We start from the raw sequence: 21,901 nt of genomic DNA, 5'->3' as shown, positions 1-21,901 counted from the left end.
TTCTATTGAAAATACCCTAGGTCTGCCTTCTCCTTTCAAACTGGGCAGGCTTCTGTTTTTAGAAATTCAAAATCAGCTTCTGCCTTTTGCGGAAGCTGATTTTTTTATTTACATAGATAATTGGTTATAAGAGCGATTAAAGGCATCTAACATTTTTTGTGAAGCCTTATCATAGGCTACCTCTTGCTTATAATTAGCCGAGACAATAATTCGATGACTGGCCTCTGCATCATCACAGGTAACCAAGGTTAAAGTCTTAGCACCCGGCGTATCGTCGATAACGGCAACATCAGATGGATCAACCGTCTTAACCTCTGTAATGACATAGGTATAAACCTTATTTTTATCGGTCAGATAAATATCCATCCCATTTTTTGCATGGTCCAAAGGAGAAAAGAGCATCTTGGAAGCACCAGTGACACCAAAAACGTGGTGACTAGCCAGAGCATAGTTATTCTCACCGCCCATGACTTGGTTTTCCTTCATAGTACCAGCCCCATAAGAAAGCTCAGTGTTCCCCAATCCCTTAAAGATTGGCAGATTTAACTCTAAATCAGGGATGGCAATTCCACCAATAACCGGCAAATCTTGAGCATCCATCTGAGAGCTGATAACTGACTGAGCTGAAACTGATTCAACCGAATCGAAATCGTAATTCACCTTGGCTTTTTTATTTTTTTTCAGAGTCTTCTCATCCACCTTAGAGACTTGATATTTATTGGTGTTCCAAGCAATCAGTGAATTACGAATGGAACGGTTAAAAACCAGAGCAAGGCCGACTACTAACAGCAAAACAACTAAAATTGTTCTCAGCCAATGATGCTTTTTCTTAGAAGAATCCCTCTTCTTACGGTGATCTGACTGCCGAGATTTAGCTGTCTTCATTTACCTTTTGCTCCTTCTCTTCCTCTTTACTGTCTTCTTCATTTTCAATGAGTGCAAATGTCACAATCTTAGCACTGTCATCCAAGCGCATGACCTTAACTCCCATGGTTGAACGACCTGTTTGAGAGATATTAGAAACACCAGTCCGGATAATAATACCGGTATCCGTCATGATCATGATATCTTCATCGCCATGTACAGTTACTAAACCTGCTAAAGAACCGTTCTTATCGGTGATATTAGCAGTCTTAATGCCTTTACCACCACGACCCTTAGTTGGGTATTCACTGGCAAGTGTTCGCTTACCATAACCCCTTTCAGTGATGACCAGTACTTCTTGATCATCAGTAATAACTGAGGCACCGATAACCTGGTCACCATCACGCAGGGTAATCCCCTTGACACCTGTCGCACCACGCCCCATATTTCGGACCACTTCTTCTTTAAAACGAACAGAATAACCAAACTGAGTACCGATGATAATATCATCTTGACCAGTTGTCAGAAGGACATTGATCAATTCATCACCATCCTTAAGATTAAGGGCTCGCAAGCCATTCTGCCGAATATTAGCAAATTCCGAAATATTGGTCCGTTTGACGACCCCCTGCTTGGTCGTAAAGAAGAGAGACTTTTCAGCAATCTCTTTTTGGTTAAGACTGATGATGGTTTGAATAGTTTCCCCTTCAGTCAATTTCAGGAGGTTAACAACCGGCAAGCCCTTGGCTGTCCGTCCATATTCTGGAATTTCATACCCTTTGAGGCGATAGACACGGCCTTGGTTGGTAAAGAAGAGAACCACATCGTGGGTACTGGTTGAAACCAAATCTCGCACGAAGTCGTCATCATTAACGCCTGTACCTTGAACACCACGGCCGCCACGTTTTTGAGCTCGAAATTCATCCTGAGCCAAACGTTTGATATAGCCCTTATTTGACAAAGTAATGAGAACGTCCTCTTCTTCGATTAGATCTTCATCTTCTAGAGAAAGGACTTCACCAACCATGAGCTCCGTTCGACGAGGATCAGCAAATTTTCGCTTGATGTCATCCATTTCTTCTTTGATAATGGTCACAACTCGCTCTGGTTTAGCTAAAATATCAGCCAAGTCAGCAATCAAAGCCAAGAGATCATTGTATTCATTTTGAATCTTGTCACGTTCCAAACCGGTCAAACGGCGCAGACGCATATCGAGAATTGCCTGACTTTGGCGCTCTGATAATTCAAAACGAGACATGAGCTCGGCTTGAGCTTCAGCATCAGTCTGGCTGCCCCGAATAATGGCAATAACTTCATCCAAATGATCTAAAGCAATCAACAAGCCCTCTAAAATATGGGCTCTAGCTTCAGCCTTTTCCTTATCAAAACGAGTCCGGCGAACGATAACTTCTTTCTGGTGCTCAATATAGTTATCAATGATTTGTCGCAGTGACAAAATCTTTGGCACACCCTTTTCAATAGCCAGCATATTAAAACTAAAGTTCGTTTGCAAGCTGGTCAATTTGAACAAGTTATTGAGGATAACGTTGGCAGAGGCATCACGTCGGACCTCAATGATAAAGCGAACACCTTCACGGCTGGATTCATCACGAACAGCTGTAATGCCTTCCACGCGCTTTTCCTGAGCCAAGCGCACAATATGCTCATGCACCTTAGTCTTATTGACACCGTAAGGGAACTCTGTCACAACGATACGTTCACGACCCGATTTAGTCGTCTCAATCTCGGTTCGTGAGCGCAAAACGATAGACCCCTTACCTGTTTCATAAGCGCGATGAATACCCGATTTCCCCATAACAAGAGCACCGGTAGGAAAATCTGGACCGGGCATAACTTCCATAATATCTCTAGTTGTAGCATCTGGCTTATCCATCACTAGCTTCACCGCATCAATCGCTTCACCCAGATTGTGGGGAGGAATATTAGTCGCCATCCCAACAGCAATCCCTGTTGCACCATTGACTAGCAAATTAGGAAAACGAGCCGGCAAAACCAGCGGCTCCTTTTCACTACCATCGTAGTTATCTTGAAAATCGACGGTATTTTTATTGATATCACGGAGCATCTCCAAGGCTATTTTGGACATACGGGCTTCGGTATAACGTTGAGCCGCAGCGCCATCACCGTCCATAGACCCAAAATTTCCATGACCATCAACCAACATGTGACGATACGACCACCATTGAGCCATCCGCACCATGGCTTCATAAATAGAGGAGTCACCGTGGGGATGGTATTTACCCATGACATCCCCAGTAATCCGAGCGGATTTTTTATGGGGCTTGTCCGGCGTGACTCCCAGTTCATTCATCCCGTAGAGAATACGACGGTGAACCGGTTTGAGACCGTCTCTAACATCTGGCAGGGCCCGAGCGACAATAACACTCATGGCATAATCAATGAAGCTGGTCTTCATTTCACTGGTCAGATTCACATCTACTAGATTATTATCTTGCATTAAATCTGTCTCTTTCTTGTTTAAGTATACCATATCATTATAGCATATTTGGGGGATTCTTTCAGCAATTTCACCTATGAAATCAAGCTTTCACGGGTTTGCAAAGTTTACATTTTCCAACCATTAGCTAGTGACATTTACGATAAAAGGTGGTAAGATAATACTGTATGGGCTTAAGCCTAAAAAAATTAAGGAGATGTTTAGACATGACTGCAACTAAACAACATAAAAAAGTCATCCTCGTTGGTGACGGTGCCGTAGGTTCTTCTTACGCATTCTCACTTGTCAACCAAGGAATCGCTCAAGAGCTTGGTATCATCGAAATCCCACAATTATTTGAAAAAGCTGTTGGTGATGCTCTTGACCTCAGCCACGCCCTTGCTTTCACTTCACCTAAGAAGATTTATGCTGCTAAGTACGAAGACTGCGCTGATGCTGACCTTGTTGTTATCACTGCGGGTGCTCCTCAAAAGCCAGGTGAAACTCGTTTGGATTTGGTTGGTAAGAATCTTGCTATCAACAAATCAATCGTTACAGAGGTTGTTAAATCTGGTTTTAACGGTATCTTCTTAGTTGCCGCTAACCCAGTTGATATCTTGACTTATGCAACTTGGAAATTCTCAGGATTCCCTAAAGAGCGCGTTATCGGGTCAGGTACTTCACTTGATACAGCCCGTTATCGTCAAGCTTTGGCAGACAAAATTGGTATTGATGCACGTTCTGTCCACGCTTACATCATGGGTGAACACGGTGACTCTGAATTCGCTGTTTGGTCACATGCTAACGTTGCCGGTGTTAAATTGGAACAATGGCTACAAGATAACCGCGATGTTGATGCAGAAGGCTTGATTAGCTTGTTCGAATCTGTTCGTGATGCTGCTTACACTATCATCGAAAAGAAAGGGGCTACTTTCTATGGTATCGCCGTTGCCCTTGCTCGTATCACTAAGGCTATTCTCGATGATGAAAATGCTGTCTTGCCACTATCGGTCTTCCAAGAAGGCCAATACGATGGGGTCTCAGATTGTTTCATCGGTCAACCCGCTATCGTTGGAGCCCACGGTATTGTACGTCCAGTAAACATCCCTCTTAACGATGCAGAATTGCAAAAGATGCAATCTTCTGCTACGGCTTTGAAAGCTATCATTGATGAAGCTTTTGCCAATCCAGAATTCCAAGCTGCTTCTAAAAACTAAGCAGTCGAAAAATGAGATAAAGAAAAAAGGTTGAAAAGTTCATTTTTCAATCTTTTTTCTTTTACTAGACTTATTTGATAACCAAAACTGGTATGCTAAACTCATGAAAGCCGCATACGAAAAGCCCTAAAACCTTACTCAGCACATTTAAAATGGTTAAGCTAAGTTGGTTTGTGGCATTATCAATTAGGAAAGGCGTTAGTTTTCGAACAAATTTACTGATTATTATAGAACCTAATAATGCCTTGACAACCACATCTTTTATTTTGGCAAAATTGTGTTCATGAAAAGCAAAAGGCCGTTGATGCTAAAGACATCAGCGGCTTTTTCAGGATCTATTTCTCTGCTCCAAGAGCTGCCATTGTAATATAGTTATATGGCTTGTTGAAATGTGGGAGGAAGAAAATATCGGTCAGGGCTAATTTATCAATAGTGACGCCTTCTTGAATAGCCAATGAGAACATGTGAATCCCCATAGAAATATTTTCCCTAGAAGCCATCTGAGCCCCTAGAACTTTGCGGTTATCCTTATCGTAAACAATTTTGAGAGTAACAGGCTCATTAGCAGTTTCCATAAATTCAGGCTTCTGTAAATCAGTAAATTCAGTTACTGCCGCATTAAAGCCTAACCGCTTGGCTTTCTCCAAGGTTAAACCAGTCGAAACCATGTTGAAACCATAGATAGAGATTCCATTAGATCCTTGGACACCAATACCCTCTAAATCATGTCCGGTAGCATTGTGAGCCGCCACAATACCAGTTCGAACAGCATTAGAAGCTAGTGCAATGTAGTTTGTATCTCCGATAGCATTATCATAGATGGTTGCACAATCCCCGATAGCATAGACATCCTTGATACTAGTCTCTTGCTTTTTATTTACAATCCATGCACCATTGCGGAAGGTATCTAAACGACCTTCCCCAAGAGCAGTATTTGGTCGGAAACCAACTGCCATGATGACCATATCTACATCAAATTCGGCCTTATCGGTAATAATCTTTTCAACCTTATGCTGACCAGCAATTTCCTTAACAGTTTGGCCAAAGGCTAACTGGATACCGTGATCCGATAAGTTCTTAGCCATCTTGTCAGTCAAATCACGATCGTAGTATCCTGCCATACAGGTATCAGCGACATCAATTAAGACGACTTCTTTCCCCTTGCGTTGGAAAGCTTCAGCTAATTCAACTCCGATATAACCTGCACCAACTACAGCGACACGGCTAATATCCTTATCTTTCAAACGTTCAATAACGTCTTGAGCATTTTGGTAAAGCTTAACAAATTGTAAGTTCTCTAAAGTTGCTTCAAACTGACGGGAACCTTCTTTGAGAGCGGCCCCCTTAATTGGTGGCAAAATAGGTTGCGAACCTGTTGCTAAAATTAATTTATCAAATGACTCTTGATGTTCCTGACCATCAACCAAAGCTGTCACAATCTTTTTATCATAGTCAATATGGGTAACAGGTGAGTTCATATAAACCTTGGCACCAAGGCTTTCAAGTTCTTCTTTGTTTGAATAAAATAGACCATCACCAGTCGAGATTTGGTCACCAATCCAAAGAGCCATACCGCAGCCTAAGAATGAGATATTTGAGTTCTGATCAAAAGTAACAACTTCATTTTCAGAACCGTAATTGGTCAGAATCGTTTTGATAGCTGCTGTACCAGCGTGGTTCGTTCCGACAACAACGATTTTTGCCATAAGTTTTCCAACTTTCTATTTTGGTTACTTCTAAAGCCTACCACAATTTGTAAGCGATTACAAATTATATGCTCACAGCTTTCAGAAAAAACTGAGAAAATCAGAAGGCCTAATTGATAAAAACTACTGAACTCATGAAAAAACGGCTCATTGTCAACTGTAGTAGGTAACTCTGAGAGGTGATATACTCGAGAAAAAAAGAGATCTTATCCCAAACTTGGAATAAAATCTCCTAGCTTAATGACATTGGACTTCCATCTAATCTTTTATTCTAAACAAGCCTACTTTTGTAGTTCCCAAATTTCCTTAGCATACTGAGTAATTGTATCATCAGCAGTAAACCTATGCGATTTGGCAATATTAGTCAAACTGATGCGAGCCCATTTATCTTTATCACGATAAAGAGCTTCAATCTTTTCCTGTGCTGCTACATAAGAATGAAAATCCTCTAGCAAGAAGTACTCGTCATTATGTTGAATAAGGGCTTCATAAATTTCCATTCCTTCGCTTTGAATGTTTGGAATGGTACCGTTAACAAAACTGTCAATCACTCGGTGAATGGTTGAGTCATTTTCATACAAATCCCAAGAATGATAGTCATTAGCATGGTAGTGTGCATAGACTGCATCCTTATCCATACCAAAAATAACAATATTGTCGTCCCCTACTTCATCCTTGATTTCAATATTTGCGCCATCAAGGGTCGCTAAAGTAATAGCTCCAGTCATCATGAACTTCATATTTGAAGTACCAGAAGCTTCCTTCGATGCTAGGGAGATTTGCTCTGACACATCCGCAGCAGGAATAATCAATTCAGCCAAGCTCACATTATAATTTTCCAAGAAGAAAACATGGAGCTTGCCTTGCAAGCTTTCATCGTTATTAATCAAATTAGCTAACTCATTGATAACCTTGATAACCGACTTAGCAAAGTGATAGCCGGGTGCTGCCTTAGCTCCAAAAATGAAAACTCGAGGAACCATATCTTTATTAGGATTATCTTTTAAATCCCAATAGAGCTTGATAATATGAAGAACATTGAGCAGTTGACGCTTGTAAGCATGAAGACGTTTAACTTGAACATCAAAAATAGCATCTGTTGACACTTGGAAACCTGTTGTCTCCCTAATATAGTTAGCTAAACGACTCTTAGCATCCTTTTTAACCTGATAGAAGGTATCAAGAGCTTCTTGGTCATCAAGATAAGTTGAGAGGCCTTCCAACTGGTGGATATCACTGCGCCAACCATCACCAATAAATTGGTCAATAGCACTGGATAATTCTGGTGCCGCAATTTGTGTCCAGCGACGAGGGATAATACCATTCGTTTTATTGTTAAATTTTTCAGGATAAAGCTTATAGAAGCTCCGCAAGGTATCTTCCTTCAACAGTTCCGTGTGCAGCTTGGCTACCCCATTGACAGAGTGACCACCAATAATGGCTAAGTTGGCCATGTGGATTTGATCATCTTTTACAATACGAGTATTATTGACAACATTTGCATCGTAGCCTGCCTTACCAAGCTCTGCAACAAAGCGATTATCAATTTCCAAGATAATTTGATAAACACGCGGCAGAACTTTCTTGAAGAGCTCCGCATCCCATTTTTCTAGAGCTTCAGACATGATAGTGTGGTTAGTATAACTCATAGTCTTGACGGTCGCCTTCCAAGCATCATCCCATTCTAAACCATAATCATCAACCAAGAGTCGCATAAATTCCGCTGGGGCAACCGCTGGATGGGTATCGTTAATATGAACGGATACCTTCTTGTAGATATCCTCCAACGGAGATCCTTGCTTGAGATAGTACTTAATAATCGTTTGCAAGCCAGCACTAGTCATAAAGTACTCTTGAATCAAACGCAATTGCTTACCTTCTAAAGTTGAGTCATCGGGATAAAGAATTGACGTGATATCACTAATAGCCCGACGAGACTCTACCGTTGGATAAAGAGCTTCTTGGTCAGCCGGAATCTCAACATCCCAAAGACGCAAATTATTAACATTACCATTTTGAAAACCAATTTGTGGCACATCATAAGGTACTGCACGAAGAACCTGACTATTATGGTAAGTCGGAACAAGGTTTCCTTCTTCATTCTGCTCCAGAAAGACATCTCCGAAAAGACGGACATCCACAGCATCGTGTTCCTTGCGGATTTCCCAAACATTACCTAGGCTACCGAACCAATCATCAGGCAATTCAACCTGATGACCATCGACAATCTTTTGTTTAAAGAGGCCATAGCGATAGCGCAACCCATTCCCAAAGCCAGGGTAACCCGTTGTTGCCAAGGAATCCATAAACGCTGCAGCTAAACGTCCTAGACCACCATTTCCCAGTGCCATGTCGTGTTCTGCATTTTTAACATTTTCAAAATCAACACCAAGTTCAGCAAAACCTTCCTTAACAGTATCCAAAATACCAAGATTTAGCAAATTAGTTTCCAGCATCCGGCCTGGTAAGAATTCAATCGAAAAATAATAGGCAATTTTTTCTTTATTGACTGTTAGATTACGATTACGTTCCAACCATAAAGGAGTGTAATACTTCCGAATCACCTTAGCTAAAGCTGAGAAAAGTTCTGTAGGAGTAGCATCTGGAACCTTGATTAACTGTTCTTCATGCAAGGTATCCTTAAAATCGCGAATAAATTGATCTTTAGTTAGTGTCATGATAATAATGCCTTCTTATCTATTATTAGTAAACTTAAAAAAGTTCATGATAGAGATTAACATAAGCTTGACTAGCTGTATCCCATGAGAAATCTCTCGTCATAGCATGATTTTGCAGAGCCTGCCAATCCTCTGAACGATTTTGATAGACTTCTAATGCCAATTTTATAGTATTGGTCATAAGATAGCCTGAAAAACCGTGGAAGGAGAATCCTGTACCGGATTGATCATGTTCATTGTAAGGGACGACAGTATCTTTCAACCCCCCTACTTCATGGACGATTGGCAGACTTCCATAACGCATAGCCATCATTTGCGAAAGGCCACATGGTTCAAAAGCAGAAGGCATAAGGAAGAGATCACTAGCACCATAAATTTGTTGAGCTAAACCTAAGTCAAAAGTTATATTAGCCGATAACTTGTCAGGATATTGGCTGGCAAACCAAGAAAAGCCATTTTCATAGTCCGCATAGCCTGTTCCCAGAACAACAACTTGCAAATCAAACTGTAAAATATGTTGAAGTTCACTAACAACCAATGAAAAACCTTTTTGGTCGGTCAAACGAGATACAATTCCAATCAGAGGAACATCATTCCTAACTGGTAGACCCAAGCGTTTTTGTAATTTGGCCTTATTAACAGCCTTACCAGATAAATCATCCGCTGAGAATGGGGCATCCAGATATTGGTCGGTAGCTGGATTAAAGAGTTCCGTATCAATCCCATTAACTATGCCTGAAATCTTGCCAGACTCCATCCGCATGACTTGATCAAGCCCCTTACCAAATTCAGGTGTCATGATTTCTTGAGCATAAGATGGAGAAACTGTGGTTACTCGATCGGCATAAAGCACTGCTGCTTTCATCCAGTTTAAACGGTTATTCCAACGGAGTGTCCCATCAGCATAACGCTCATAACCAACTCCAAAAAGATCCCAAAGCATCCCAGAATCAAACTGTCCTTGAAACTCAATATTATGGATGGTAAAGACTGTCCGAATGTTTCGGTAGGCGTTAATCCAACGATACTTTTCTTTGAGCAAGAAAGGAATCATCGCAGTGTGATAATCGTGTACATGCAGAATATCTGGGATGAAATCAATCTTTTCCATCAACTCAAGAGCTGCTAGTTGAAAGAAGGCAAAGCGCTCACCATCATCCCAGTCACCATAGACATGACCGCGGAAGAAATAAGATTGATTATCCAAAAAATAAAAGCTAACATTATCCTTGATCAGTTTCTTAACACCAACATATTGGTGACGCCAACCAACATTGGTGAAGTAATACATGACATCTTCAACCTGATCCCCAAATTTATTATCTACTGCATCATAATAAGGTAAGACAACCGCAACCTCATGACCCTTTTTGACAAGGGATTTAGGCAAGGCCCCAATCACATCCCCCAGACCTCCAGTTTTAGCAAAAGGCGCACCTTCTGCTGCTACAAACATGATTTTCATTGAACAATATCTCCAGTAACTTCTTGACCTTTACCGATAACCAATGGCTTTTCTGCACTGCCTCGCAGGGTTATACCAGCTGGGACTGTGACTCCCTTATCGACAATCACATGTTCGAGTTGGGCCCCTTGACCAATTTTAACCTTAGGGAAAATGACAGAATCACTGACCTTGGCCCCTTCTTCAACATAGCAGGAACGCGACACAATGGAATGGTGTACGGCTCCCTTGATAATGGAACCAGATGCAAATTGAGACCGCTTGACATCAGAACTTGGCGCAAAGTAACTCGCTTCTTCATTTTTAACCTTAGTATAAACCTTTTGGTTGCTGTAGAAGAGAGCATAGAACTTTTGCGAATCCAACATATCCATATTAGCATCATAATAAGACTTAACTGAACTGATATTAGAAAGGTAACCAGTATGCTCAAAAGCCAAAGCCTCAGTATCAACCAAAAGATCGCGCAGAAGATAACGAATTTTTCTTGGTCGTTCCTGCTTAGCTTCTTTTTCCAATTGTTCAATTAACCATGGTGTATTCACCACAAAGATATCGGCAGACATTGGTACAGGTTCGTCCACATTTTGCAAGGCGAGTTTACCCGTAACATGGTCTGTCTCGTCAATTTTCAAAATCTCGTTAGCATCTGAGATATGCTCCCTAGGAACCTTTTTATAAACAACAGTGATATTGCGATGATTAACATTATGCAGATGAAGCACCTGCTGCAGATTAATATTGCAGAGTATGTCACTGGACATATAAACAGTTTGATCTGTATCTGCTCGCTTAAGATAGGTTAAAATTTGTTTATAGTAATTAGCATCTGAAATATGCGTTTGATCATCGCTTTCATAGAAACCAAGAAAATAATGACTCAAGAGAGTATTGAGCCCCCATTCACGGCCTGAACGGATATGGTCAAAAACTGAACGGATATTTTGACCACGGAAAATACCGTAAACACTGCGGATACCAGCGTTAGCCAAACTAGATAATTGAAAGTCCAAAAGACGATACTTCCCGTCAAAAGGCAGACTGGCTAAAGGTCGATTTTCAGTCAATTTTCCCATATCATGGTAACCGACTGCATTTCCTAAGATGGCAGAATATTTATCAATCTTCATTTGGAACCCCCACTACTTCATTATAACCAACAACTTGAACGTCATCGCTACCATCAATAACGACATTTTCACCGATAACAGCTCCTTCACCGACAATTGCCCGAGTAACCTTGGCCCCCTTCTTAATTGTCGCACCGCTCATGATGAAGCTATCCTTAATTTCAACGCCCTCTTCAACTTTAACGCTGGTTGAAAGAATGGAATGGTCAACCTTGCCAGAAACCACACAGCCATCAACAATTAAGGAATCCGCTACTTGAGCCTGCTCCGTAATAAAGTTTGGTGGAGCAATCAGGTTCTTAGAGTAGATTTTCCAGTTACGATCACGACTATGAAGGGCATTATCTTCACCAATGTACTCCATGTTAGCTTCCCAAAGGGATTCAATTGTACCAACATCCTTCCAATAACCTGAGAAATTATAAGTATAAACAGGCTCACCTTGCTCCAAATAGGCAGGAATAACATTTTTGCCAAAGTCAGACATATCAATATCATTCTTTTGAGCATCAAGAAGCATTTCTCTCAACTTCTTCCAATCGAAGATGTAAATTCCCATAGACGCTTTAGTTGATTTAGGCTGTTCAGGTTTTTCCTCAAATTCAACAATTCTGTCATTGGTATCGGTGTTCATAATACCAAAACGGCTAGCTTCTTTGAGTGGGACATCAATCACCGCAACGGTCAGGCTGGCCATATTATCCTTGTGAGTTTGCAGCATATCATCATAGTCCATCTTGTAGATATGGTCCCCAGATAGGATCAAAACATACTCAGGATTCATGCTGTCGATATAGTCAATATTTTGATAGATAGCATGACTGGTACCTTGGAACCAACGATTTCCTTCAGTTGCTGAATAGGGTTGCAAGATGGTGGCACCGCTGTCAATACCATCTAGCCCCCAAGCAGAACCATTTCCAATATGGCTATTTAGTGCCAGAGGTTGGTATTGGGTAATCACACCAACATTGTTGATGCCAGAATTAGCACAGTTAGAAAGGGCAAAATCAATAATCCGATAGCGACCCCCAAACTGGACAGCTGGTTTAGCAATGGATTGGGTCAATTTCCCCAAACGCGTACCTTGACCACCTGCCAAGATAAGTGCTAACATTTCATTTTTCATGTAAAAAACTCCTTCCGATAAGATGTTAAGCTATTAAAATCGACGAGGCAAGAAAACCTCCATCTATTTATTCGGTTTTGTTCGCTGATGTCTCTTCACACGCCAGATACTTGCACCAAGGGCTGGCATAGTGAAAGTCAAAGTTTGTTGATAATCCTTCCACAAACCAGGCTGTGTCTTGGTTGATGGATTAGATTTTTTCCAGACACCGCCAAATTCTTCCAACTCAGTATTAAAGACCTCTTCATAGAGACCAGCTACAGGAACACCAATTGTAAATTCTTTACGTTCAACCGGCGCCATATTAAAGACGCAAATAAGAAGGTCCCCTTTCCTGTCTCGGCGAACAAAGGATAGAATAGATTCTGCAGTATTATCTGCATCAATGATTTCAATACCATCATAAGAATCATCAATTTGCCAAAGAGCCTTGTGTTCCTTATAAAATTGATTGAGTTTTGCAGTGTAATTCTGCATTTGATGATTAAGCTTATCTTCCAGATTGGTCCATTCCAACTGATGGTCATACTTCCACTCTAAGAACTGACCAAATTCAGAACCCATGAAGAGCAGCTTTTTACCGGGATGGCACATTTGATAAGCATAGAGACAGCGTAGACCAGCAAATTGATTATAGCGGTCCCCCCACATCTTGTGCATAAGACTCTTCTTGCCATGAACTACTTCATCGTGGGAGAAAGGTAGGATAAAGCTCTCAGAAAAAGCGTACATAAAGCTAAAGGTAATCAAATTAAAATCATACTGGCGATAGATTGGATCTTCCTCAAAGAACTTGAGTGTATCATTCATCCAACCCATATTCCATTTATAATCAAAAGCCGGTCCGCCCGATTCAATCGGTGACGTAATTGGTGTTGCTGCTGTTGATTCCTCAGCAATCATCATCACATCAGGGTGGTGGTAATGAACAACACCATTTAATTTTTGCAGGAAGTTAAAACCTTCCAGATTACGATTACCGCCAAAAACATTAGGAGTCCATGGACCATCATCATAATCACGGTAAAGCATGTTACTAACAGCATCTACCCGTAAGCCATCAATATGATACTGTTCAATCCAATAGAGAGCACTGGACACCATAAAGGACTGAACCTGATTTTTACCGAGGTCAAAATTCAGGGCTCCCCAACGTCTATTATGGGCACGATCGCTATCGGCATACTCAAAAGTTGGCGTACCATCATAATAAGCCAGTGCATCATCATTTTGAGTAAAATGACCCGGTACCCAGTCTACAATAACCCCAATGTTATTCAGATGACAAGTTTCAACGAATTCTTGAAAGTCTTCTGGCTTGCCATAAGTATGCTCAAAGGCAAAATAGCCCATCAGCTGATAACCCCAAGACATGCCTAAAGGGTGAGCCATCAATGGCATAAACTCAACATGGGTATAATTCATTTTGACTAAATAAGGAATCAATTCCTTAGTCAGTTCCTTGAAAGTCAAGAGTCGACCGTCAGGTCCCAGCTTCCAAGAACTTGAATGGACCTCGTAGATATTGACAGGACGCTCCTTGAAACCAAATCGTTTCCGCCGACCCATCCAGAGTCCATCTTTCCACTTCTTTTCTTCAAAAGTCTTAATGATAGCCCCTGTTCCCGGACGAGCTTCCAGATAGAGAGCACAAGGATCAATTTTTTCAACGACTTGACCACCACGACGTTGAACCAAAAATTTATAAATTTGACCTTCTTGGGCTTGATCGGTCCTAGCCTCCCAAACTCCTGCATGATTCAAGGCCATATCCAGAGGATTGTCAAACCAACCTGTAAAATCACCAATAACTTGCACATGCTCGGCATGTGGAGCCCACACTCGAAAACTGTATTCGCCATTTTCTTCGCGATGAACACCTAAGTAATCTTGCACATGAAAATTTTCGCCAGTCCCGAAAGTATAAAGCTCTAATTCTTTTTCCATATAACCACCTACCTTTTTTTGAGTAATATCACCGTCAGCCCTAGACAATATTTGATAAAACAAAGAGCAGCCCTAAAATTAAGGCTACTCGAATTGTCAATGACCTAAGTAAACATTTAAAATGTTAGCGACCTTATTAACCACCTTTATTTTATCATAAACTGATAGCTTTGTCAGGTCATTTTCAAGGAAATTTCTTGGTTATTAAAAATGAAATCGCCTTCTTTTGATGAAATTTCTACAATCCCCGAATGATAAGCATTGCTCTTGATAGTAATATTTGTATATATGTCCTCAAATCTTGTTTCAGAAAATTCTCGTCCGCTTTTCTTGCAAGCAATCATCATTTTAATTTTTTCCAATAACTCTTGATGCTCTGTTACTAAAGTCCAGTCAATAGCATTGACTAAATCTGGCGCATTGTAACTGTTACTGGCTCGCTTCAAATCTTCTATTGTCACTTCACCATTTTGACCTGTCGGCCGAATCTTCGTCCGCATAAATTCCTGTCCCAGCTGCATAAAGCAGATGCCCTGCATGGATAGATTTAAAGCGTTAGCCAAATAGACTCTAGCTTTACGCGTCTCTAAGCTGTCCTCAGGATGGAGAATCGCTAACAAATCGTTAAGGTTATAGTTGTCATGAGCCTCGACATAGTTTAAAACCTGACTTGGAGTTGAATAAGGTGCAAAGGCCTGACTGCCCAGCAATGCTTGAGAGACTTCCCATTCAAGCGGTGCTCCTGAAACATAGCCAGCCTTGATATCACCATAAACTTCTGCCCCTTTGACAGCATCTCTAGCATTATCATTAAAAAAGGCAACGCGCGGCATCACATCCGCATTAATCTTAGCTGCCTTCTGCCTTTGGGCCAGACCAATTCCCATATCCCAGCCTTCGCCATAAACCAAAATCCGCTCATCAATACTATCCAAGAGATCACGAATAAGATTTATAGTCTGGGCATCATGGAGCCCCATCAAGTCGAAACGGAAACCATCAATATTGTATTCTTGCACCCAATAACGTACAGAATCCAGCATATACTTACGGAACATCTCCTTTTCACTAGCTGTCTCATTGCCACATCCTGAGCCATCTTGGAAGGAACCATCGGCATGCATCCGATAGTAATAATAAGGACAGGATAACTGGAAAGGAGAATTGTAAGAGGAATAGGTATGATTATAGACGACATCCATAATCACACCAATACCGGCATCGTGATAGGCTTGAATCATTTGCTTGAATTCAAGAATCGGTGCCAAGGGATTAGACTGATCAGCAGCGAACTGGCGATCGGGAACATTATAATTTTCAGGGTCATAACCCCAGTTATAGAGGAGCTCCCCTGTCTTTGAATAAGTCTTATGATGGTCGAAAACCGGCTGCAATTGAATATAAGAGTAACCCATATTTTTAATATGTTCAAAAGCTGTCGGATGACCACTAGGATTTTTCACAGCAGCCTGACTAGCTCCTAAAAAAGTCCCCCTAAGTTCTGGACTGACTCCCGAGGAGACATGTTTCGTAAAGTCTCGCAAGTGCAGTTCACTAATAACAGCCGAACAAGCATTATTAGTTCGCCAATGTGCATCTCTCCCCTGTTTAACCTCAAATCCCTCTGGCCGTAAATCTTCATCCGGGACAATCAGGGATTTCTTATTATCTAAGCTCAGGACTATACTATAAGGATCTCTGGTATCTTGATAAAAGTTTGCCTCATGATAGATTCGGTATTGATAGGACCAGCCTTTCAAATCTTCATTAACTGTCACCGACCAAACACCATGATTATTCAACTCATGATGGTCTGTATTAAACTTATGTCCCCTTTTCATAAGAATCAAGCGTGCTGGACTCTGAGCATCCTTATAAAGTAAGAGATAAATCCTATCGGCTAAAGGAGACCAAATTTTAAACTTTGTTTGATCGGTTTGATAACGAAAACCAAGCCAGCCTTGATAGCCCCAGCGACGATCAAAATCATTAGCATGAATTCCCATATCAAAAGCCTTGTCGTCCTGACCAGTATAAAAGGGACTAGTCTTAGCTACCTGTTTAGAATAATAAACTTGGTCATCTCCTGCAACCAACCAAATGCTGTTAGGCGCATCTCCTGAGAAACGTCTAACCGTATAATCACAAGTCTGCGATGACCAATCAGCTGTTTTAACCAAAAGATGAACCTGACTAGCAAAACGTTCAAAGGGATAACTAATCTTCCCCACTAGGCCAAAATCATCTTGACTATCAAATTGGGCATCTTCGCCCCAGTAACCATCTAACCATTTCCACATACTACAATTATCATAATTTCCCTGACGATTATGGAAATGAACCGTCAATTGATTTTCTATCATACGAACCAACTCCCAAATATTAGAATACACTCCCTTACTAACATTCTATCATAGTTCAAACTTCTTGGATAGACAAACAGGCTAGAAACTAAGGTTTCTAGCCTGTTTATCTATATGCAGCACGCTTATCAGTTAGAAATCTACAGATACCTACCATAAGTCTATGCTCAAAATGATTATGATTACTTAGTCTTAATATAATTGACACCATCTGCTTTAGGAGCGACAGCTTTACCGAAGAAAGCTGCCAAAACAACAATAGTTAAAACATAAGGAGCAATTTCCAAATAAACTGATGGCACATGGGTTAAACCAGGAATCTTATGGCCAATAATAGCCAGAGACTGTGACAGACCAAAGAATAGACTGGAAAGCATAGCACCAATTGGATTCCAACGTCCAAAAATCATAGCCGCCAAGGCAATGAAACCTGGACCAGCAATAGTGGTGACCGCAAAACTATTAGAAATAGCTTGAGAATAAACAGCACCGCCAATCCCGCCAAAGAAGCCTGACAGCATAACCCCAGCATAACGCATTAAATAGACATTGATACCAAGAGTGTCCGCAGCTTGGGGATGTTCACCAACAGAACGTAAGCGCAAACCGAAACGAGTTTTAAAGATTAGGATATAGGCAAGAAAGGCCACCAAAATAGCTACATAGCCAATCAATGACGTGTTTTTGAAAAAGATATCACCAATCACTGGAATGTCCTTCAAAATAGGGAAAGAAAAGCGTCCGAAGGATTGGCTGATAGTGTCGGTTTCCCCTTTACCATACATGACACGACAAAGGAAAACTGCCAAGGCAGGAGCAATCAGATTCAGAACAGTCCCAGAGACAACATGGTCTGCCCGAAAATTAACAGTCGCTACTGCGTGAATAAGGGAATAAACAAGGCCAACGAGACCAGCTACCAAACACGCTACCCAAGGAGTTGCCTTCCCTAAGCTATCTGCAAAGGCAAGGTTAAAAACAACGCCAGAGAAAGCCCCGATAACCATAATTCCTTCCAGACCGACATTGACAATACCACCGCGTTCAGAGAAGGTCCCACCAATACTGGTGAAAATAAGGGGTGTTGAATACTTGAGGGCTGAAGAAACTAAAAGAACTAAAACTGCAAGTAGACCCATCTTATTTACCTCCTTCCGTTACGACTTTTTTAGCATTTTTAGCCGGTTTAATAAAGCGACGAATAATATAGTTACTGCCGACAAAGAAGATAATTAAGGCAGAAACAACATCAATAACTTCAGATGGCACATCTACCATACCAGTTTTACCGACCGATAACACACCAAAGAGAAGGGCAGCAAATGGTATACCGATTGGACTGTTAGAAGCCAAGAGGGCAACAGCCATACCATCCCAGCCAATTTGTAGGGAACTGGTTTGGACATAGACATTTTCATACGTTCCAAGACCATCAACAGTTCCTCCCAGTCCGGCTAAGGCACCCGAAATAACCATTGACCAAATAATAACTTGTTTAGAAGACATACCGGCATACTCAGCCGCATTAGGATTAAGCCCAACTGCTGTGATTTCATAACCAGTTTTAGTCTTTTTCAAGAGGAACCAGATAACAAAAACAGCCGCTAGAGCAATAAAGAAGCCAAGATTGAAACGAGAATTGTCAGTGAGACTGGACAAGAAGTTAGTTTGATAGGAAGCAGACTCCGATACTTTAATACTAGCTGTTGTGGTCCGCATGACATCCTTAGAGATACCATCGAGAATAATAGCCTTAGAAACGTAGAGTACCACATAATTCATCATGATGGTGACAATAACTTCACTGGTTCCTAAGTAAGCTCGTAAAATCCCAGGAATGGCTCCAATGATGCCACCAGCAATTAAACCAATTAGAACCGTACAGATAACAGAGACTGGCTTAGGCAGATCTGGGAAAGATAAAGCGAACCAAACTGACATCAGCCAACCAGCTAGGGCTTGACCCGGCAAACCGACATTAAAGAAGCCCGCCTTAGAAGCCACGGCAAAGCCTAGGCCAATCAGAATCAAAGGACCCATGGCCCGCAGAATCTCACCAATATTTTTGATTGAACCAAAAGCAGAATAAAGCAAATCATTGTAGGCCCAGAAAGGGTTGTAGCCAAAAATCAACATGATAATGGCTCCAGCAAGCATCCCCAGCAAGACTGCAATCAGGGGTACTGCCCAATTTTGCGTTTTCTTAGACATTTGCGTCCTCCTTCTTCAAATCGCCACCAGCCATCAAAACACCTAATTCTTGTTTATTGGTTTGGGCCGGGTCTAAGATACCTTGAATTTTACCATCATGAATAACAGCAATCCTATCTGACAAGTCTAGAATTTCATCTAATTCAAAGCTGACTACTAAAACAGCCTTACCTTTATCACGTTCTCCGACTAAGCGTTTACGGATATATTCGATAGCACCAACATCCAAACCTCGGGTTGGTTGACTGACAATCAAGAGGTCCGGATCGCGATCGACTTCTCGAGCAATCACCGCTTTTTGCTGATTACCACCCGACAAGGAGCCAGCAGAAACTTGTTCACTGGCAGCTCGAACATCAAACTCTCCCATCAGACGCTTGGCATTTTTATTGATGTAGTCATAATCCAAAACACCGTGGTGACTGAAAGGCTCCTTGTAATAAGTTTGTAGAGCCATATTTTCAGCTAGCGTCATTTCAAGAATCATTCCATCGCGATGCCGATCTTCCGGAATATGACCAACACTCATTTCTGTGATTTGACGAGGACTGGCATGGGTAACTTCTGCTCCCTTAACTGTGATAGAACCAGATTTAGCCTTACGTAAACCAGTGATAGCCTGAATAAGCTCGGTTTGGCCATTACCATCAATCCCAGCGATACCTACGATTTCACCACCACGAACATCTAGGGACAGGCCCTTAACAGCAGGCACACCACGGTTCTCATCAACCACTAAATCTTTAATAGAGAGTACCACATCTTTTGGCTGTGACGCAATCTTATCTGTTTTGAAAGAAACCGCACGACCGACCATCATTTCAGCTAATTCTGCGCTGGTTGTTCCAGCCACTGGCACGGTCTGAATGGACTTACCACGGCGGATAACTGTGACACGATCGGCAACTGCACGAATCTCATCCAATTTATGGTTAATAAGGATGATTGATTTGCCTTCCTTGACCAAGTTACGCATGATATCCAAGAGCTCAGCAATTTCTGCTGGAGTTAGGACAGCAGTCGGTTCGTCAAAGATTAAGATATCTGCACCACGATAGAGGGTTTTCAAAATTTCTACCCGCTGCTGTGCTCCAACTGAAATATCAGCAACCTTGGCCTCAGGGTCAACTGCCAAGCCATACTTTTCAGAAAGTTCTTTGATTTCTTGACCTGCCTTTTTGAGATCCAGAAAGGCTCCCTTTGTGACCTCAGTCCCTAAAATAATATTTTCGGCGACTGTAAAGGCATCCACCAACATGAAGTGCTGGTGAACCATACCAATCCCTAAACTTGCTGATTTAGATGGCGAATCCAATTTTACAGCTTTACCATTGAGAAAGATTTCTCCTTCTGTTGGTTCGAGCAGTCCTGACAACATATTCATCAAGGTCGATTTACCAGCACCATTTTCACCCAATAAAGCATGGATTTCACCCGCTTTGACATCCAGATTAATATGGTCGTTGGCCACAAAATTACCAAACTTTTTGGTAATATTGCGCATTTCAATGACAGTTTCTTGTGCCATAGTAGTTCCTTTCAACTTATATTTTTAGGTCAGTTAAACCCACTAACGACTACTGCTAATGGATTTAACTGAGATAAAAATCTCAGTCCTTTAAAAAGCGACCATTTTAGGTCGCCCTTTTAAGAGTTATATTTTTGCTCGTTTATTTTTTCTTAACACCATCGTCAACCTTGGTTTTACCATCAATAATGTCTTTCTTAGCACTGTCAACGGCCTTCTTGATATTATCTGGCAAATTCTTAGTGACAATATCAACACCCTTATCTTTCAATCCATAGGTTGTTGTTTTTGCTTGGAATTTCTTGCCATCCAATTGATCATTAGCGATATCTTTTACGACTGTACCAACTTCTTTAACGGTTGAAGTCAAAACAAAGTTTGATTTCTTACCATCTTGAGCAGTATAGTTTCCTTCTTCGGATTGATCACGGTCAACACCGATAACCCAAACCTTATCAGCAGCATCAGAATTCAATCCTTCATTGATTTCCTTAGCTTGCGAGAAGACACCTTTACCAGAACCACCAGAAGCATGGTAGATAACATCGGCACCACCAGAGTACATTGACTGAGCAATGGTTTGTCCCTTAGCAGCATCATTGTAAGAACCAACATATTGAACTTCTACTTCAATATCCTTGTTCACAGAAGCAACACCAGCTTTAAAGCCAGTTTCAAAACGAGTGATAGTATCAGATTTAACACCACCAACAAAACCAACCTTGTTCGTCTTAGTTTGCATAGCAGCTGCGATACCTGCAAGGTAGGCACCTTCATTATCAGCGAAAAGGACACTAGCTACATTTTTTTGGTCTTCAATGACATCATCAATGATAACATAATTTGTCTTTGAATTTGATTGAGCTGCTTCAGCGACAGCATCATGAAGATTGTAACCAATACCAAAGATCAGGTTGTAACCCTTGCTTTGAGCTGAATCTAGGTTGGTTGCGTATTGAGACTCATCATCTGATTGGAAATAAGTGAAATCAGTATCCTTCTTCAACTTATTTTCTTTACCCCAGGCTTGCAAGCCTTCCCAAGCCGATTGGTTGAAGGACTTGTCATCAACCCCACCAGTATCTGTTACGATAGCAGCCTTAACAGAACTTGATGATGAGTGTGATGAACGGCTACAAGCACCGAGTGATAGGATGGCAACTGCTGCCAAACCTAAGCCAATAAGTTTTTTGTTCATCTTCATA

The 21,901-nt window shown here is 41.3% G+C and carries 14 protein-coding genes; 1 reads left to right on the top strand and 13 read right to left on the bottom strand.

The annotated features are described in order from the left end of the window. Nucleotides 1–108 precede the first annotated feature (108 nt). Complete coding sequence (locus STRCR_RS06255) at nucleotides 109–885, bottom strand: class A sortase (protein ID WP_004226711.1); 777 nt, start codon at nucleotides 883–885, stop codon at nucleotides 109–111. Further along, nucleotides 872–3,343, bottom strand: a complete 2,472-nt coding sequence (gyrA, locus tag STRCR_RS06250; protein ID WP_004227488.1) for a DNA gyrase subunit A — start codon at nucleotides 3,341–3,343, stop codon at nucleotides 872–874. The genes STRCR_RS06255 and gyrA overlap by 14 nt, the downstream gene beginning before the upstream one ends. Before the next feature lie 206 nt (nucleotides 3,344–3,549). Here gyrA and STRCR_RS06245 point away from each other — a divergent pair, with 206 nt between their 5' ends. Further along, nucleotides 3,550–4,539 carry an L-lactate dehydrogenase gene (locus STRCR_RS06245; protein ID WP_004226444.1) on the top strand — a complete coding sequence of 330 codons (990 nt, stop codon included), beginning with the start codon at nucleotides 3,550–3,552 and terminating at the stop codon, nucleotides 4,537–4,539. A gap of 335 nt (nucleotides 4,540–4,874) precedes the next feature. Here the strand turns inward: STRCR_RS06245 and nox are convergent, their stop codons facing one another. The 11 genes from nox to STRCR_RS06190 all read right to left on the bottom strand — a co-directional run bounded on the left by nox (nucleotide 4,875) and on the right by STRCR_RS06190 (nucleotide 21,894). After that, the gene (gene nox / locus STRCR_RS06240) at nucleotides 4,875–6,245 is read right to left on the bottom strand and encodes a H2O-forming NADH oxidase (RefSeq protein WP_004230102.1); all 1,371 of its coding nucleotides are present in this window, start codon (nucleotides 6,243–6,245) and stop codon (nucleotides 4,875–4,877) included. 281 nt (nucleotides 6,246–6,526) lie between these two features. Continuing rightward, nucleotides 6,527–8,923: a glycogen/starch/alpha-glucan phosphorylase gene (locus tag STRCR_RS06235; protein WP_004229308.1), complete on the bottom strand. Its 2,397-nt coding sequence runs from the start codon at nucleotides 8,921–8,923 to the stop codon at nucleotides 6,527–6,529. 34 nt (nucleotides 8,924–8,957) lie between these two features. After that, nucleotides 8,958–10,388, bottom strand: a complete 1,431-nt coding sequence (glgA, locus tag STRCR_RS06230) for a glycogen synthase GlgA (RefSeq protein ID WP_004225316.1) — start codon at nucleotides 10,386–10,388, stop codon at nucleotides 8,958–8,960. Beyond that, the gene (gene glgD / locus STRCR_RS06225; RefSeq protein ID WP_004227791.1) at nucleotides 10,385–11,518 is read right to left on the bottom strand and encodes a glucose-1-phosphate adenylyltransferase subunit GlgD; all 1,134 of its coding nucleotides are present in this window, start codon (nucleotides 11,516–11,518) and stop codon (nucleotides 10,385–10,387) included. Before glgD ends, glgA begins: the two co-directional genes overlap by 4 nt. Beyond that, entirely contained in the window at nucleotides 11,508–12,647 is a 1,140-nt protein-coding gene (locus STRCR_RS06220; protein ID WP_004229068.1) for a glucose-1-phosphate adenylyltransferase, read from the bottom strand. The genes glgD and STRCR_RS06220 overlap by 11 nt, the downstream gene beginning before the upstream one ends. A 63-nt stretch (nucleotides 12,648–12,710) precedes the next feature. Further along, a complete protein-coding gene (glgB, locus tag STRCR_RS06215; RefSeq protein ID WP_004225635.1) occupies nucleotides 12,711–14,594 on the bottom strand; it encodes a 1,4-alpha-glucan branching protein GlgB in 1,884 nt (627 codons plus the stop codon). 173 nt (nucleotides 14,595–14,767) lie between these two features. Then, entirely contained in the window at nucleotides 14,768–16,957 is a 2,190-nt protein-coding gene (gene pulA / locus STRCR_RS06210; RefSeq protein ID WP_004226685.1) for a type I pullulanase, read from the bottom strand. A gap of 182 nt (nucleotides 16,958–17,139) precedes the next feature. Then, a complete protein-coding gene (locus STRCR_RS06205) occupies nucleotides 17,140–18,096 on the bottom strand; it encodes an ABC transporter permease (protein ID WP_004227041.1) in 957 nt (318 codons plus the stop codon). Nucleotide 18,097: 1 nt separating this feature from the next. Then, nucleotides 18,098–19,168 carry an ABC transporter permease gene (locus tag STRCR_RS06200; protein ID WP_004228113.1) on the bottom strand — a complete coding sequence of 357 codons (1,071 nt, stop codon included), beginning with the start codon at nucleotides 19,166–19,168 and terminating at the stop codon, nucleotides 18,098–18,100. Beyond that, nucleotides 19,161–20,696, bottom strand: coding sequence for an ABC transporter ATP-binding protein (locus STRCR_RS06195; RefSeq protein ID WP_004230076.1), 1,536 nt, complete (start codon nucleotides 20,694–20,696; stop codon nucleotides 19,161–19,163). The genes STRCR_RS06200 and STRCR_RS06195 overlap by 8 nt, the downstream gene beginning before the upstream one ends. Before the next feature lie 142 nt (nucleotides 20,697–20,838). Further along, nucleotides 20,839–21,894 (bottom strand): BMP family lipoprotein, encoded by a 1,056-nt coding sequence (locus tag STRCR_RS06190; protein ID WP_157769183.1) that lies wholly within the window; start codon nucleotides 21,892–21,894, stop codon nucleotides 20,839–20,841. Nucleotides 21,895–21,901 lie beyond the last annotated feature (7 nt).

Source organism: Streptococcus criceti HS-6 (assembly GCF_000187975.2).
GTDB classification, from domain to species: domain Bacteria; phylum Bacillota; class Bacilli; order Lactobacillales; family Streptococcaceae; genus Streptococcus; species Streptococcus criceti.
Note: the sequence above shows the minus strand (reverse complement) of the source record. Positions and strands in the feature narration are given on the sequence as shown.